This window comes from Tessaracoccus luoxuelianae, from assembly GCF_055326245.1.
Window position 1 is genome coordinate 187,614 of sequence record NZ_JBUZNO010000007.1, and the last position, 15,128, is coordinate 202,741.

At 71.0% G+C, this 15,128-nt stretch carries 14 protein-coding genes; 7 read left to right on the forward strand and 7 right to left on the reverse strand.

The window, feature by feature from the left end; all coding sequences use genetic code 11:
• Window positions 1-41 precede the first annotated feature (41 nt).
• Complete coding sequence (locus ACZK39_RS12130) at window positions 42-323, forward strand: DUF2277 domain-containing protein (protein ID WP_182781542.1); 282 nt, start codon at window positions 42-44, stop codon at window positions 321-323.
• Window positions 320-889 (forward strand): maltokinase N-terminal cap-like domain-containing protein, encoded by a 570-nt coding sequence (locus ACZK39_RS12135; protein WP_182781543.1) that lies wholly within the window; start codon window positions 320-322, stop codon window positions 887-889. The genes ACZK39_RS12130 and ACZK39_RS12135 overlap by 4 nt, the downstream gene beginning before the upstream one ends.
• A gap of 52 nt (window positions 890-941) precedes the next feature.
• Here the strand turns inward: ACZK39_RS12135 and ACZK39_RS12140 are convergent, their stop codons facing one another.
• Together ACZK39_RS12140 and treS are read right to left on the reverse strand one after the other, a co-directional pair.
• Entirely contained in the window at window positions 942-1,901 is a 960-nt protein-coding gene (locus ACZK39_RS12140; RefSeq protein ID WP_463613441.1) for an L-lactate dehydrogenase, read from the reverse strand.
• 53 nt (window positions 1,902-1,954) lie between these two features.
• A complete protein-coding gene (gene treS / locus ACZK39_RS12145; RefSeq protein WP_463613442.1) occupies window positions 1,955-4,195 on the reverse strand; it encodes a maltose alpha-D-glucosyltransferase in 2,241 nt (746 codons plus the stop codon).
• 260 nt (window positions 4,196-4,455) lie between these two features.
• Between treS and clpB the strand changes: the two genes are divergently transcribed.
• On the forward strand, window positions 4,456-7,023 hold the full coding sequence (gene clpB / locus ACZK39_RS12150; RefSeq protein ID WP_463613443.1) for an ATP-dependent chaperone ClpB: 2,568 nt from the start codon (window positions 4,456-4,458) through the stop codon (window positions 7,021-7,023).
• A gap of 78 nt (window positions 7,024-7,101) precedes the next feature.
• Here the strand turns inward: clpB and ACZK39_RS12155 are convergent, their stop codons facing one another.
• Window positions 7,102-7,737 (reverse strand): DUF1707 SHOCT-like domain-containing protein, encoded by a 636-nt coding sequence (locus tag ACZK39_RS12155; RefSeq protein WP_463613444.1) that lies wholly within the window; start codon window positions 7,735-7,737, stop codon window positions 7,102-7,104.
• Between the two features lie 72 nt (window positions 7,738-7,809).
• On the reverse strand, window positions 7,810-8,184 hold the full coding sequence (locus ACZK39_RS12160; RefSeq protein WP_459055205.1) for a hypothetical protein: 375 nt from the start codon (window positions 8,182-8,184) through the stop codon (window positions 7,810-7,812).
• A 157-nt stretch (window positions 8,185-8,341) separates the two neighbouring features.
• Here ACZK39_RS12160 and pdxH point away from each other — a divergent pair, with 157 nt between their 5' ends.
• Window positions 8,342-8,986, forward strand: a complete 645-nt coding sequence (pdxH, locus tag ACZK39_RS12165; protein WP_463613445.1) for a pyridoxamine 5'-phosphate oxidase — start codon at window positions 8,342-8,344, stop codon at window positions 8,984-8,986.
• 25 nt (window positions 8,987-9,011) lie between these two features.
• Here pdxH and ACZK39_RS12170 read toward each other — a convergent pair whose 3' ends face one another.
• Complete coding sequence (locus tag ACZK39_RS12170) at window positions 9,012-10,199, reverse strand: PQQ-dependent sugar dehydrogenase (RefSeq protein ID WP_463613446.1); 1,188 nt, start codon at window positions 10,197-10,199, stop codon at window positions 9,012-9,014.
• 161 nt (window positions 10,200-10,360) lie between these two features.
• Complete coding sequence (locus ACZK39_RS12175) at window positions 10,361-11,395, reverse strand: zinc-dependent alcohol dehydrogenase family protein (protein ID WP_463613447.1); 1,035 nt, start codon at window positions 11,393-11,395, stop codon at window positions 10,361-10,363.
• Between the two features lie 151 nt (window positions 11,396-11,546).
• On the opposite strand from ACZK39_RS12175, the gene ACZK39_RS12180 reads away from it, so the two are divergent.
• Complete coding sequence (locus ACZK39_RS12180; RefSeq protein ID WP_463613448.1) at window positions 11,547-12,422, forward strand: helix-turn-helix transcriptional regulator; 876 nt, start codon at window positions 11,547-11,549, stop codon at window positions 12,420-12,422.
• Window positions 12,423-12,428: 6 nt separating this feature from the next.
• On the opposite strand, the gene ACZK39_RS12185 is transcribed toward ACZK39_RS12180, so the two are convergent.
• Window positions 12,429-13,736, reverse strand: coding sequence for an MATE family efflux transporter (locus tag ACZK39_RS12185; protein WP_463613449.1), 1,308 nt, complete (start codon window positions 13,734-13,736; stop codon window positions 12,429-12,431).
• A 35-nt stretch (window positions 13,737-13,771) separates the two neighbouring features.
• On the opposite strand from ACZK39_RS12185, the gene ACZK39_RS12190 reads away from it, so the two are divergent.
• Together ACZK39_RS12190 and ACZK39_RS12195 are read left to right on the forward strand one after the other, a co-directional pair.
• Complete coding sequence (locus ACZK39_RS12190) at window positions 13,772-14,575, forward strand: spermidine synthase (protein ID WP_463613450.1); 804 nt, start codon at window positions 13,772-13,774, stop codon at window positions 14,573-14,575.
• A 7-nt stretch (window positions 14,576-14,582) separates the two neighbouring features.
• Complete coding sequence (locus ACZK39_RS12195) at window positions 14,583-15,128, forward strand: histidine phosphatase family protein (protein WP_463613451.1); 546 nt, start codon at window positions 14,583-14,585, stop codon at window positions 15,126-15,128.

Sequence of the window (15,128 nt, forward strand, 5' to 3'; positions counted from 1 at the left end):
GGCGGTGGGCCCGGGCGGGATGTGAACGTAGGCTTGACGGCATGTGTCGCAACATCCGGCCGCTGAACAACTTCGAGCCTCCCGCCACCAGCGACGAGGTGAACGCCGCGGCGCTGCAGTACGTGCGCAAGGTCGCGGGGGTCACCAAGCCCAGCAAGGCCAACGAGGAGGCGTTCCATCGCGCGGTCCACGCCATCGCCCACATCACGGCGGACCTGCTCGACGAGCTGGTCACCACCGCTCCGCCGAAGGACCGGGACGCCGAGCGCGTGAAGGCCCAGGCCCGCGCCGCCAAGCGCTACGCCACCGAGGCCGCATCGTGACGCGCGCCGCCGAGCTGCACGTGGGGGCCAGGCTCACGCCGTCGAAGATCGAGCTGCTCCAGGCCTGGCTGCCCACGCAGCGCTGGTTCTTCGGCGATCCCGCCACGCTCCAGCGCGCCGCCGGCTTCAGGCTGGTGGATCCCGACGGCGAGGTGGGGCTGGACTGCATGGTGATCTCCGCCGGAGGGGAGTACTACTTCGTGCCCGTGACGTGGCGCGCCGCGCCGCTCGACGGCGTGCAGCCGATCGGCACCCTGCAGCACTCGGAGCTTGGCCTGCGCTACTGCTACGACGCGGCGACGGACCCGGTGTTCGTCGACGAGGCGTCGCGGATCATCCGGGAGGCGGACCACGAGGCCGACCTGCGCGACGCCCACGGGGCGCAGCTCCCGATCACCATGACGGCGGACGGCACCGGAGCGCTCCCCGGAGAGGGCGAACGCCTGGAGGTCATGCGCCTGCTGATCAGGGCCGTGCCGACGCCGGACAACGCGGCCGGCTCGCTGATCGGCCGCTGGACGGACCACGAGGGCCCGCGCCACGACGTGCTCGCCATCCTCCACTGAGGGGACTCGCCACCGTGTGCAGGGTCGTGGCGCGACGAGCGACCGAGCCGATCTAGAAGCCCAACCCCTCTGACATCGCGCGGATGTGTTCCGCGCTGGTGCGCAGCCGTGACAACTCGTCCTCGGACACCGGAAGCTCCAGCTGCGTGCCCGCGCCGTCTCGGCCCACCACCGTCGGCACCGCCATGCACACACCCGAGATCCCGTGCCAACCCTCCAGCATCCGCGACACCGGCAGCACCCGCCGCTCATCGCGCAGCACCGACTCGATGATCCGCGTGGCGGCCAACCCGATGGCGTAGTTGGTGGCCCCCTTGCCCTCGATCACCTCGTAGGCCGCGTTGACCACACGGTGCGCGATGGCGTCCCGCTCATGCTCGCCCAGCCGCCCCGTCGTGCGCTCCCACTCGGTCAGGGGCACGCCGCCGATGGTCGCGGTGCTCCACATCGGGGTCTCGGTGTCTCCGTGCTCGCCGCACACGTAGGCGTGCACGTTGCCCACCGCGACATCACAGGTGGTGGCGATCAATTGCCGGAGCCGCGACGAATCCAGGACGGTGCCGGACCCGAACAGCCGGTTCGACGGCAGCCCGCTGATCTTGAGGGCGGCCTGGGTGGTGACGTCGACGGGGTTGGTGACCATGATGAAGGTCGCGTTGGGCGAGCGCTCGACCAGCGGCGGGATCACCTTGCGGATCAGCCCCACCGTCGAGCCGGCCAGGTCCATCCGCGTCTGGCCAGGCTTCTGCTTGGCCCCGGCCGTGACGACGACGACGTCAGCGCCGCGCGTGATGTCCACGTCGTCTGAGCCCTCGATCACCGCCTCGGGAAGGAACTGCCCGCCGTGGGCGAGGTCCAGCGCCTCGGCCCGCACCTTCGGGCCGTTGACGTCGTGCAGGACGACGTGCCGGGCGACGCCCCGGATGAGGGCCGCGTAGGCCAGTGACGATCCGACCGCGCCCGCGCCGACGATGGCCAGCTTGGCGCCTTCCCTGTACTGGGCTGATGACATGGGTCGATTCTGTCAGGTGTGCCAAGCTCCCGGAAGGCTCCGCCGGCGCGCCGTCAGTCCCGGATGATCATGGCCAACCCGCCGAAGGCCGGCAGCTCGACGCTGAACCCTCCCAGATCGTCGACGGTGCCCACCTTCCGCCGGGTGCTCAGGTCGAACACCCTCCCCGATGGCAGCGCCTCGGACTGAATGCGGGCCTCGATCTTCTCGGCCCCGAAGTTGAGGGCGGTGATCTGCGTGGCACCGACCTCCAGCTCGTTGACCAGCACCAGCAGCGCCTTGTGGCCCACCTCCGGCACGTCTACCAGGCGGCCCGACGCCAGGCCGTTGCGCTTGCGGACCTTGAGGACGGCCGCCAGGCGGGAGGCGAAGGAGGTATCGCGCTTGAGCTGCTCGGGCAGCGGCCCGTACAGCGTGCGGGCTCTGGGCATCCCCGAGGCGGACTTCCTCACCTCGGGCGCAACCCCGAGGATGTCGTAGGCGCCGCGCTCGATCCAGCGGGTATCGCCGCTGCTGATGAGGCTCTTCACCGCGTCGCGCTCCAGGGGCAGTGCCCCGACGAGGTCCCAGCCCGACAGCGCGAACACGCCCGGCTGCCACGCGTTGTACATGCAGAGCAGGAGGTGGGCGGCGGAGATCCGCCGGACGTCGCCGTCGGTGATGGTGCTCAGGTCCGAGATGCCGAGCGAGGCGGTGACGATCGATGCGGTGGTGCTCGCGATGCCGTTCTGCGTGAAGATCGCGTTGTAGGGCGCGGCGTCGCCGGTGAGCGTGTCGCGCATGGTCTGGCGGATGTGCTCGGCCAGGTCGTTGCCGCGGTAGTCGACCCCGCCCAGGGTGTACAGGTCGTCGCGATGCGCGGCCGCGAAGTGGACCAGTTCGTAGGTGAGCTCGTCGTGGTTCTGCATGGCGTGGACCAGCGAGGCCTGGTCGATGCCGATGTCCATCGCCTCGCGCAGCACCAGCCGCAGGAACTCGGTGTCGCTGGTGGCCAGCGCCACCTGGGCGGCGGGACGGGTGACGAAGTCGTAGGACAGGTCCGGGCCGACGGCGCCCGTGCGCTGGATGTCGTCCATCGCAAGGTTCAGCTCCTGGAAGGTGAAGCCGCCCACCTTGCGCACCAGTGAGCCGATGAGCTGGTTGGCGGCCTGGGACAGGGGATGGCCCTCGGACCAGGCCGGGGCGTCGACGGCGCGCTCCACGCCCAGGAAGCCGTTGGCGTCCAGCCGCAGTCCGCCCGAGCCAAGATCCAGCAGCGAGTGCAGGGCGTCGCCCATCACCAGGCGCATGCCGGCGCAGGTGGGGTCCAGCCAGTTGATGGTGGGCTGCCCCTCCTTGAAGTAGTGCAGGTAGACCCAGCGGCGCAGCTTGCCCTTGTAGTCGCGGATCGGCGGCGTGACGGACCAGTTGGTCTCCTTCACGCCCGGCTCGTAGAAGATGACGCGTTGCAGCGCGCCGATGATGTAGCCCTCGTCGGCCAGCGCCCTCTCCACCTCCGGCGTGAGGTTGACGGAGTCGCGTCCCTCAGGGACCTCTGGCAGCAGGTGCCACGCCGGTTCGGGGATGTCGACCATGTGGTAGATGCCCGGGTAGTCCCGGTAGTTGAGCTCCGCGAGCCTGAAGTCCGCGCCCTTGCCGGTGTGGCCAGGGACGATGTCGTCGATGATGGTGCCGTTGTGGCGGGTGGCCATTTCGCCCATCTCGCGGAACTCGTCCTCGGTGCCGAACAGCGGGTCGATGGCCATGGACATCCGGTCGAAGTGCCCGTCCACGCTGGGGGTCACCTCCCATCCGTCCAGCCCGCCGGCCAGCTTGACCGGGCCGGTGTGCAGCGCATCGATTCCGACGGCGGCGAACGCCTCCCACAGCTCGGCCGAGCCGAGCGCGCCGAGGAAGGACTGGCCCGGCGCGGTGATGTGCGACAGGGGATAGGCGGTGTACCAGACCGACGCCCGCTGAAGGGCGGCGCGGGGGTCCGGGTGGGCGTAGGGGTTGGACCACATGGTGTGGCTGCCGGCGAGCTGGCGGGCCACCTTCTGAGCGTCGTGGAGCATCGACTGCTCCTCCAGCCACTCGACGTAGGCGCGGTTCGAGCCCGACGGCTCGAAGGGCGGGGTGATGGGGCTCTCGTCGCCCTGACGACGGCGGGCGCGGGGGCGCAGCCTCGCCGGCCGCGCGGCGAAGCGGGCCTCGTCGAAGGTGATCTCGGGCATCTCCTCCTCATGGGGCTCGACGACACGGTCGGGCTCCTGGGCCGCTGTCTTCTCGGGGGCTTCGTCGGTGCGCTTGATCACGCGTCCGAGGCTACCGGGCCACGCGGCGGTGCCGCGGGGTTTCGCCGCTGCAGCCCCGTCCCGGCCCTGCCTGTGGACGCGCCACGGAGCAGGTGAGCGGGCACGACACGCCGTCGCACCTCGGCTCCGGCCACTCCTGAGGGCCTGGACCTCGATCGAAGCGGCGTTTCGTGCACGGTCGGCGGGCACTGCACGGAATCCGGAAATCAGGGTTGAGTGTAGTAGACTCAACTCTGAAACCGCTCCAAGGAGACACCCTGATGAACACCGAAAAGCTCACGACGAAGTCCCGCGACGCCGTTACGGCGGCGGTCCGACAGGCCCTCACCCACGGCAACCCGAACACCGAGCCCGTGCACCTGCTGCACGGACTCCTCCTCACCCCCGACAACACCGTCGGCGCGCTGCTCGAAGCCGCCGGTGCCGACCCCGCGCAGGTCGACGCGGCGGCCACCGCCGCGATCGGCAAGCTGCCCTCCACCAGCGGCTCCTCGGTCTCCCAGCCGGCGCTGTCCGGCCCGTTCGCGCGCGTCCTCGCCTCGGCCGAGACCCTCGCCGACAGCCTCGGCGACGACTTCGTCGCCACCGAGCACCTGCTGATCGGGCTGGCGATGGTGGCCTCGGACGCCAAGACCATCCTGGACCGAGCCGGCGTCACCACGGACGCGCTCAAGGCGAAGTTCGAGGAGCTGCGCGGCGGCAAGCGGGTCACCTCGGCGGAGTCCGAGGGTGGGGAGTCCGCGCTGGACAAGTACTCCATCGACCTCACCGAGCGCGCCCGCTCCGGCAAGCTGGACCCGGTCATCGGCCGCGATTCGGAGATCCGACGCGTCGTCCAGGTCCTCGCCCGCCGCACGAAGAACAACCCCGTCCTGATCGGCGAGCCCGGCGTGGGCAAGACCGCCGTCGTCGAGGGCCTCGCGCAGCGGCTCGTGGCCGGGGACGTGCCGGACTCGCTCAAGGGCCGACGCCTGGTCTCGCTGGACCTGGCGTCGATGGTGGCCGGCGCCAAGTATCGCGGCGAGTTCGAGGAGCGGCTGAAGGCCGTCCTCTCCGAGATCCGCGAGGCTGAGGGGCAGATCGTCACCTTCATCGACGAACTCCACACCGTCGTCGGCGCCGGGGCCTCCGGCGAGGGCGCGATGGATGCCGGCAACATGCTCAAGCCCATGCTGGCCCGCGGCGAGCTGCGGATGATCGGCGCCACCACGCTGGACGAGTACCGCGAGCGGATCGAAAAGGACCCGGCCCTCGAGCGACGCTTCCAGCAGGTCTACGTCGGAGAGCCGTCGGTGGACGACACCGTCGCGATCCTGCGCGGCCTGCGCGAACGCTACGAGGCGCACCACAAGGTGCGGATCACGGACTCGGCACTGGTGGCCGCGGCCGCCCTCTCGGACCGCTACATCACGTCACGGCAGTTGCCTGACAAGGCCATCGACCTCGTCGACGAGGCCGCCTCGCGGCTGCGGATGGAGATCGACTCCTCGCCGGAGGAGATCGACATGCTGCGCCGCGACGTGGACCGGATGACCATGCAGACCTTCCACCTGGAGAAGGAGGAGGACGAGGCGTCGAAGGAACGGCTGGCGGCGCTGCGCGCCGAGCTGGCAGATGCGCAGGAGAAGCTGCGCGGCCTCGAGGCGCGGTGGGAGTCGGAGAAGAGCGGGCTCAACCGCGTGGGCGACCTCAAGGAACGCATCGACCAGCTCCGCGTCGAGGCGGACAAGGCGCAGCGCGAGGGCGACCTCACCCGCGCCTCCCAGATCCTCTACGGCGATATTCCCGCCGTCGAGCGCGAGCTCACCGAGGCCGAAACCGCCGATACCACCCCCCAGATGGTCTCCGACGAGGTGGGCGCCACAGACATCGCCGAGGTGGTCGCGGCCTGGACGGGCATCCCCGTCGGGCGGATGCTGCAGGGCGAGAGCGAGAAGCTGCTCCACATGGAGGAGCGGATCGGGGAGCGCCTGATCGGCCAGGCCCCCGCCGTCAAGGCGGTCTCGGACGCCATCCGCCGCTCGCGCGCCGGCATCTCGGACCCGAACCGGCCCACCGGCTCGTTCCTGTTCCTCGGCCCCACCGGCGTGGGCAAGACGGAGCTGGCCAAGTCGCTGGCGGACTTCCTGTTCGACGACGAGACGGCGCTGGTGCGCATCGACATGAGCGAGTACTCGGAGAAGCACTCCGTGGCCCGCCTCGTCGGCGCCCCTCCCGGCTACATCGGCTACGAGGAGGGCGGCCAGCTCACCGAGGCCGTCCGCCGTCGGCCCTACTCCGTCGTGCTGCTCGACGAAGTGGAGAAGGCGCATCCTGACCTGTTCAACATCCTGCTCCAGGTGCTCGACGACGGCCGCCTCACCGACGGCCAGGGCCGCACGGTGGACTTCCGCAACACGCTGCTGATCATGACCTCCAACCTGGGCTCGCAGTTCATGGCGGATCAGCAGTTGTCGCGGGAGGAGAAGCGCACCGCCGTGATGGGTGTGGTGCGGCAGGCGTTCCGGCCGGAATTCCTCAACCGGCTCGACGATGTGGTGCTGTTCGACGCGCTGACCCCCGAGGAGCTGGGCCGCATCGTCGACATCCAGATCTCGAGGCTCAATCGCCGGCTGGAGTCGCGGCGGATCTCGATCGACGTGTCGGAGGCGGCGCAGCAGTGGCTGGGCGACGTGGGCTTCGACCCCGTCTACGGTGCGCGGCCGCTGCGTCGGCTGGTGCAGACCACGATCGAGGACCAGTTGGCCCGCGGGCTGCTGTCCGGGGAGATCCACGACGGCCAGACGGTGCGGTTCGACCGGATGGGCGACGCCATCTCGATGGTCTGACCGGCTGGCGCGCCGCGCCTGGAACTGGTCGCTCTGTGGGTGGGTAGACCAACCCGCAGAGCGACCAGTTCCGGAGGCTCAGTGGCCGATCTCGCGCCGCAGGGCCTCGACGGTCATCTTCGCGGTGTAGAGGTCCGCTCCGGTCAGCTCCCGGTACCGCTTGATGGCGGTGAGGGGGCGCCCGGAGCGGATCTCGTCCAGCAACTCCTCGCGCTCGTAGAACGTCAGCGGCCGAGGCGGCGCCGCGACCGCCTGCTGGCGCCGCTGCCGCTCCCTGCCCATCGCGGGGGCGATCACAAAGAGCCAGATGGCGACGGCGGGGATGAGAAACCCCATCCGGCCGCCCGTCATGGACGTGAGCACGATGGCCACCACGAAGATCCACCACTGCGAATACCAGGGCTTGCCGACGCCGTGGTGCGGGTGGGCGGAGGGCTCCGGCCGGGCCTCGTACCCGTAGATGGGTGGTGGCGCGGGCGCGCTCCAAGCGGCGTCGCCGAACGGCGTCATCTGCTCGTGCTGCTGACCGGGCCTGCGCCCGGGGAGGTCCGTGAAGAGGACGGTCAGGTCTCGCAGGGTCTTCGCCTCGAGGGCCTTCGACATGCGATCGCCGAACTCGTCGGAGGTCAGGCGGCCCTCGGACATGTGCTCCTGCAGCAACTCGACGGCCTCGTCGCGCTCCTGATCACCGATCCGCATCTCGTCGTAGGCCATGCTGACAAGGGTACGCCCGGCCGTCGGGCACGGCAGTCAGACCGGGGTCCCCCCCGACTCTGACTGCGGAGGTCAGGGTTGTTCGGCGGGATAGATCGGGTCGTCGTCGGTGTTGGGGTCGAAGAATCCCACCCCGTGCTTCCGGGCCAGGTTCCGGCCGGCCTCCACGGCCTTGTTCGCCTCCCCGTCGGGGCAGAGCGCCATCGTGAACGACGGGCCGCACCGGTAGGTGGTGGTGCCGTCGTCGGCGTCGGCCAGCGGACCGTTGACGGGCGGGAAGCTCTCGGCGAAGTCCGAGAACCAGCTGCGCAGCGCGAAGGTGCCGTTCTCGGGATCGTCGAGATCCAGGCCGGCGCCGCCGTAGCCGAGGCCTTCGGTCCAGGCGAGGAACGGCTCGATGTCGCGGGGGACCGAGGCGGGATCGAAGACGAGGATGTCGTAGCTCATGGAGGGCCTCCTTGCGTCGACGATATCCCCAGTGACTGGACGACGGGGCGAGTTCTGCGCCTCCGCGGCCCGGGTGCGGGTCCTGGCCGGGCCTTCCTCGGGCTTGCGCACGGCACCCCGGCATCCGCGCGCCCCTGGTCGCTGGTTTGATGAGGGCATGAATGCCACACTCCGAGACGTCAGGCGCGATTACTCCGGCGAGGGCCTCCCCTCAGACCTGGGCTCGTTCGACCCGTGGACCTTCCTGGACTCATGGATCGCGGATGCGTTGGCCTCCGAGGAGGCCGAGCCGACAGCCATGACTGTGTCCACCGTCGGCCTGGACGGTCGGCCGCGCAGCCGGGTCCTGCTGCTGAAGGAGGCGTCGCCGTCGGGGTTGGTGTTCTTCTCGCACTACGACTCGCCCAAGGGCGACGAACTGTTCGCAACCCCGTCGGCCGCGATCAACCTGTGGTGGCCCACCCTGATGCGCCAGGTCCGCGCGGTTGGCGACGTGGAGCGGCTGACCGCCCAGGAGAACGAGGAGTACTTCCGGAGCCGGCCTCGGGCCAGCCAGGTGGGGGCTTGGGCGTCGAAGCAGTCGCGGACGTTGGGGTCGCGGGCGGAGTTGGAGGCCAAGGTCGCGGCGGCGCAGGAGCGCTTCGCGGGCGTCGATGAGGTGCCCTGCCCCCCGGGATGGGGCGGCTACCGGGTGAGGATCGACGAGTTCGAGTTCTGGCAGGGCCAGCCGAGCCGGCTCAACGACCGGGTCTCGTGCCGCCTGACCAGCAGTGGCTGGGCCGCCAGACGACTCCAACCCTGAGGGCTTGGGCCCGGCCCGCGGAGGGCTACGCGGGCCTGAGCTCGAGCAGGCGTCCCCGGGAACCGTCCTGCACCAGCCAGATCGCCCCGTCCGGGGCCTGCGCCACCGCCCTGATGCGGGCACCCATGGGCCAGTTCTCCGCAGGGCTCGCCGCCTCGCCGTCGAGGTCCACCCGCACGAGGGCCTCTCCGGACAGCGCCCCGAGGAAGGCGTCGCCCTTCCAAGCGGGGAACAGGTCACCGGTGTAGATCATCAGCGAACCGGGCGAGATGCTCGGCGTCCAGAACGCCTTCGGGGGCTCGAACCCATCGCCGTCGGCGTGATCGGGGATCTCCCCGCCGCCGTAGTGCGACCCGTTCGAGGCCTCCGGCCAGCCGTAGTTGAGCCCGGGGGTGATGAGGTTGAGTTCGTCGCCGCCCTGGGGGCCCATCTCCGAGACCCAGAGCTGGCCCTCGCCGTCGACCGCCAGCCCCAGCGGGTTGCGGTGGCCGATGCTCCAGAACTGCGCCGCGACACCACCATCGGTGGCCCACGGGTTGTCAGGCGCAGGGTCGCCGTCGAGGGTGAGGCGCACGATCTTGCCGAGGTTGCCGTCCATCGCCTGCGCGGGGTCGAACTTCTGGCGGTCTCCGGAGCTGACGAACAGGTGCTCGTCCTGGATCAGCAGTCGGTGCGAGAAGTGGCCGTCGCCGTCCACCTTCGGGGTCTGCTCCCAGATGGTGTCGACGGCGCTGAGCGTGGCTGACTCGACGTCCAGACGGGCGCGCCCCACGACGGCGCCGGTCCCGCCGTCGCCCCGCTCCACCCAGGAGAGGTAGACGGTGCCGTCGTCGGCGAAGGTGGGGCCGGGGATGAGGTCGCCGAGGCCGCCCTGGCCCGCGGCCACGACGTCGGGGACTCCGCTCACGTCGCGCACCGTGCCGTCGGGGTCGCGGAGTTTGAGTGCGCCGCCGCGCTCGGTGACGGCCATGGTGCCGGTGCCGGGGAGGAACGCCAAGGCCCAAGGTTCGTCGAACTGCTCGTGCTCCACGACCGTGAACTCGTGCGTCTCCGGAACGGCGCTCTCCGTTGCGGGCGTTGTCGGGGAGGCGATGGGAGCAGTGGCTGAGGACGTGCCGGGGCTGGGCGCTGACGTAGGAGTGGGTGCCTCGGCCGGGCCCGAACAGGCGGCGAGTCCGGCGAGCGCAAGGGCGGCTGGGGCGAGTCGTCGCATGCTCCGACGCTACCCGCCGCCCTCAAGCCGGCGGCGGGGCCGCGCCAGGCAATGCCTCCGGCGGGGCTGAGCAGCGAGGAGCGCAGCGACGAGCCTCGAAGTCAGAAAAACGTGAGCAGACAAGGTCATGTTCTTCAGGCTTCGAGGTCGTGCGCGGAACCTCAGCTAGCGGCGGGGGGAGTAAGCAGCACCTTGATCGCGGTGCGCTCGTCCATCGCGGTGTAGCCCTCGGCCGCCCGATCCAGCGGGAGCGTCAGGTCGAAGACCTTGCCGGGGTCGATCTCACGCCGCCAGATCAGGTCGATCAGCTGAGGCAGGAACCGACGCACCGGCGCGGGGCCGCCGTGCAGGTGAACACCGGAGAAGAACAGCTCCATGCCCGGCAGGCTCACGTCGTGCGCGACACCCACGTACCCCACATGCCCGCCGGCGCGCGTGGCCTTGATGGCCTGCATCATCGACTCCTGCGTGCCCACCGCCTCGATCGTCGAGTGCGCACCCAGCCCGCCGGTGAGCTCCTTGATCCGGGCCACGCCCTCGTCGCCGCGCTCCTCGACGATGTCCGTGGCTCCGAACTCCCGAGCCAGCGCCTGACGGTCCGCGTGGCGGCTCATCGCGATGATCCGCTCCGCGCCCAGCTGCTTGGCGGCGAGGATGCCGAGGAGGCCGACGGCGCCGTCGCCCACCACCGCGACAGTCTTGCCCGGCCCGGCCTCCGCCGCGACAGCCGCGAACCAGCCCGTCCCCAGCACGTCGGAGGCGGCCAGCAGGGAAGGAACCAGGTCGTCGTCGGGCATGCCGGGCGTGGCGACGAGGGTGCCGTCGGCCAGCGGGACGCGCAGGAACTCGGCCTGGCCCCCCGTCGACGCCGCAGCCTGGCGCTGCACGCAGTGGGTGTGGTAGCCCGACGCGCAGATCTCGCACGTGTTGTCGGAGGCGAAAAAGGAGCCGACGACGAAGTCCCCCGGCTTCACCGTGCGGACGTCGCTGCCCACCTCCTCGACCACGCCGACGTACTCGTGGCCCATCGGCGTGGGCCCGTCCTGGTGCTCGATCCCGCGGTAGGGCCACAGGTCCGAGCCGCAGATGCACGACGCGGTGACGCGCAGGATGGCGTCGGTGGGCTTGACGATGGCCGGCCTGTCGCGGTCCTCGACGCGAACGTCGCCGGGTCCGTACATCACAACTCCACGCATGGTGTTCTCCTCATAGTCCTGGGGTGCTGACCGTTGCCCGCACTCACCCATCACCCATGAAACCCGCCCCGCACCCTCCGGGAAAGGGCCTGTCATGAGGTGTACCGGCAGGGCATCCCTCGGGCGCGACGGGCGGCGTTACCGTGGGTGGGTGGACAACCGAGACGCAGTGCGCGAGTTCCTCACCAGCCGGCGCGCCAAGATCACCCCGCAGCAGGCCGGCGTGCCCGCGTCCGGGCAGCGTCGGGTGCCGGGGCTGCGGCGGAGTGAGGTCGCGACGCTGGCGGGGATGAGCGTCGAGTACTACTCCAAGCTGGAGCGGGGGCAACTGGCGGGGGCGTCGCCGTCGGTGCTGGAGGCGATCGCGCGGGCGCTGCGCCTCGACGACGCCGAGCGCGAGCACCTCTTCGACCTCGCATCGGCGGCCCAGGGCGGCGGGATGGTGGCGAGGCCGCGTCGTCGCTCCGACAAGCAGTGGACCCCCACCCCCGGGCTGCAGTGGATCCTCGACGCGATGCGCGACGCTCCGGCGGCGATCGGGAACGGTCGCGGGGACCTGCTGGCCGCCAACCACCTTGGGAGGGCGCTCTACTCGGACCTGCTCAAGGATCCGCGGCCCAACTTCGCACGCTTCACCTTCCTAGACGAGGCCGCCCGGCGGTTCTACCCGGACTGGGACTACTTCGCCGACATCACCGTGGCCAACCTGCGCACCGAGGCCGGCCGCGACCCCCGCGACCGGCAGCTCCACGAGCTGGTCGGTGAGCTGTCGACGCGCAGCGAGGAGTTCCGCCGACGGTGGAGCGCTCACGACGTCCGCATCCATGCTGCGGGCACCAAGCACTTCCATCATCCGGTGGTGGGCGACCTCACGCTGGCCTACGAGACGGTGGACCTCCGCACGGGCGGGGGAGTGGCGATGACGGTGTATGCGGCCGAGCCGGGGTCGGCCTCTGAGCACGCGCTCCAGTTGCTGGCCAGCTGGGCGGCGACGTCGATCCCCATGCCGGACCGGGCCGACGCCTGATCGTGGTCAGCCGCCGAGACGGATCCAGTGGTCGCCGCGCGCACGGAGCCCCAGGGTGACCGCCCGTGCGCCCATGAACACCCCGCTGAACGACACCCACAGCCAGGTCAGCCCCGTCTCCCCGGCGGGCAGGGTCAGCCCGAACAGCGCCACCGGCGCGTAGACCACCACGGTGATCACGCCGGCGATGGCCAGGTAACGTCCGTCGCCCGCCCCGATCAGCACCCCGTCGAGCAGGTACACGTACCCGGCCAGCGGCAGCGCCACCGCCACGATCACCAGCAACCGGGCCACCAGGGCGCTGACCTCGTCGTCGGGGGAGAAGAACGAGGCCACGGGGTGGCGCAGCAGCACCGCGACCAGCCCGATCACTGCGCCACCGCCCACCGACCACCAGGTCATCAGCCGGGTCGACGAGCGGGCCTCGCGGGCGTCGCCGGCGCCCAGGGCGGTGCCGATGATGGTCTGCCCGGCGATGGCCAGGGCGTCGAGCGCGTAGGCCATCAGCCCCCACACCTGCATGACGATGTGGTGGGCAGCCAGTCCGGCGGCGCCCTGCGCGGCCGCGACGTACGTGGTGATCAGCAGGGCGATCCGCAGCGTGACGGTCCGCAGCAGCAGCGGAACCCCGACGGCGAGGCTGCCCATCATCTCCGCCCACGACGGCCGCAACCGGGCCCCGGCGCGACGGGCCTGCACCGCGACCAGGGCAGCCGCCGTCGTCCCGAGGGCCACCTCGGCGAGCGCAGTGCCGAGCGCGGCGCCGGCGATCCCCATCCCCGCGCCGAACACCAGCGCCACGTTGAGGACCAGGTTGAGGACCGCGCTGCCGATGGACAGCACCAGCGGGGTGCGGGCGTCCGCGAGGCCGCGGAAGGTGCCTGTCGCGGCGAGCATCACCAGCATCCCGGGAAGGCCGGGGATGGACCAGCGCAGGTAGCTGACCGCCTGGGTGTGGATGTCGCCGGCGGCGCCGAGCGCCGAGGCCAACCAGGGGGCCGTCGCCCACACCGCGGCGCCAACGGTCAGTCCGATCAGCCCGGCCAGCCACATCGCCTGCACCCCGAGCCCGATGCCGTGGGACCGCTGACCGGCGCCGATCTGCCGGGCGACCACCGCCGTCGACCCGTAGGCCAGGAAGATCATCAACCCGGTGACGGTGGTGAGGAGGCCCGAGCCGATGCCGAGGCCGGCCAGCGGGATGGTGCCGAGCGTGCCGACGATCCACGTGTCGGCCAGCATCATCAGCGGTTGCGCGACCAGGGCGGCGAACGCGGGCACGGCGAGGGCGAGGATGCGGCGGGAGAGGCTCATGGCGTGCGGGAGTCTACGCGGGCTAGGCTCCCCCCGTGGACCGCCTCATCCCTGACCGCGACACTCCCGGCGCGTTCTGGGTGCGGTTCGGCCCGACGTCGCAATCGTGGGTGAATCCGGCCCGGCCGGACTTCCTTGCCTTCGAATATGTCCAGCACATCGCGATGGTTCTGGACCACACCGTCCTCGGCGCCCCCGTCGACCGCCGGCTCCGCATCGTCCACCTGGGCGGCGCGGGCATGTCGATTCCGCGGTGGGTCGCGTGGCGCCGGCCGGGCACGGCGCAGGTGGTGTGCGAGCCGGACGCGGAGCTCACCGAGGAGGTCCGGCGCAAGCTCCCGTTGTCCCCGCGCTCCGGGATCAAGGTGCGCGACACCGACGGCCGCGCGGGTCTGCGAGCCATGCCGGACGCCTGGGCGGACGTCATCATCGTCGACGCGTTCGACGGCGCCCAGGTGCCCGGCGAGCTCGCCACCGTCGAGTGCCTGGACGAGCTCCGTCGGGTGGCCCGCAACGAGGCCGTCGTGATCTACAACGTCACGGACCGCGCGCCGTTCGCCTGGGGCAAGCGACTGGCCGGCGGGCTCGCGGAGCGCTGGCCGCACCTGTTCCTGGGCGCGGAACCGGTGGTTCACAAGGGGAAACGCTTCGGCAACATGGTCCTGGTGGGAAGCGATGCGCGCCCGAACCTCGCCGGGATCGAGCGCGAGTCCCGGAGGGTGAGCGTCGGCTACCGCTGGATCACCGGACGCGACGCCAAGGCGTGGCCCGGAGGCGCGCAGCCCTTCGTCGACGGCGAGGCCGAGCCCTCGCCGGGACCTGCGGGTCGCGGGTGGTAGGCGCGCCGTGATCCTCCACCTGGTCCGGCACGGTCAGTCCACCTGGAACCTGGAGCGCCGCCTCCAAGGGCAGCGGATGGATGTGCCGCTCACCGCCCTCGGCCGGGCGCAGGCCGACGGCGCCGCCCTCGCGCTCGCCGACGCCCCGCTGGCCGGCGTCGTCACCTCGGACCAGCTCCGCGCGCTTCAGACGGCTGAGGCCATCGCCTCTCTCGTCGGCGTTCCGACCCACCAGACGCCGCTCCTGCGCGAGCAGGCCCTCGGCGCGCTGGAGGGCTTCACCTACGACGAGCTCACGGCCGAACCCGTCCCGGACGGCCAGCACATCAGCGAGATCCGATGGGGCGGGGGCGAGTCGGTGCGGGACGTGCACGCCCGGCTCACCACCTTCGTCGCCCTCCTCCGCGACACTCACGCCCCAGGCGCCGAACTCGCCGTCGTTTCCCACGGCGACACGCTGCGGATCCTGCTCGCCGTGCTCGAGGGTCGCGGCCACCGGGAGGTGGAGTGGATCGAGTTCGCCAACGGGCAGATCCTCACCCGCACCCTCTGA

Bases quoted from the DNA above. Each gene is read 5' to 3' on its own strand.
- ACZK39_RS12185 (WP_463613449.1), bottom strand. From the start codon at position 13,736: ATGAGCCTCTCCCGCCGCATCCTCGCCCTCGCCGTGCCCGCGTTCGCC.
- ACZK39_RS12170 (WP_463613446.1), bottom strand. From the start codon at position 10,199: ATGCGACGACTCGCCCCAGCCGCCCTTGCGCTCGCCGGACTCGCCGCC.
- ACZK39_RS12130 (WP_182781542.1), top strand. From the start codon at position 42: ATGTGTCGCAACATCCGGCCGCTGAACAACTTCGAGCCTCCCGCCACC.
- ACZK39_RS12140 (WP_463613441.1), bottom strand. From the start codon at position 1,901: ATGTCATCAGCCCAGTACAGGGAAGGCGCCAAGCTGGCCATCGTCGGC.
- ACZK39_RS12175 (WP_463613447.1), bottom strand. From the start codon at position 11,395: ATGCGTGGAGTTGTGATGTACGGACCCGGCGACGTTCGCGTCGAGGAC.
- ACZK39_RS12155 (WP_463613444.1), bottom strand. From the start codon at position 7,737: ATGGCCTACGACGAGATGCGGATCGGTGATCAGGAGCGCGACGAGGCC.
- pdxH (WP_463613445.1), top strand. From the start codon at position 8,342: ATGAATGCCACACTCCGAGACGTCAGGCGCGATTACTCCGGCGAGGGC.
- ACZK39_RS12160 (WP_459055205.1), bottom strand. From the start codon at position 8,184: ATGAGCTACGACATCCTCGTCTTCGATCCCGCCTCGGTCCCCCGCGAC.
- clpB (WP_463613443.1), top strand. From the start codon at position 4,456: ATGAACACCGAAAAGCTCACGACGAAGTCCCGCGACGCCGTTACGGCG.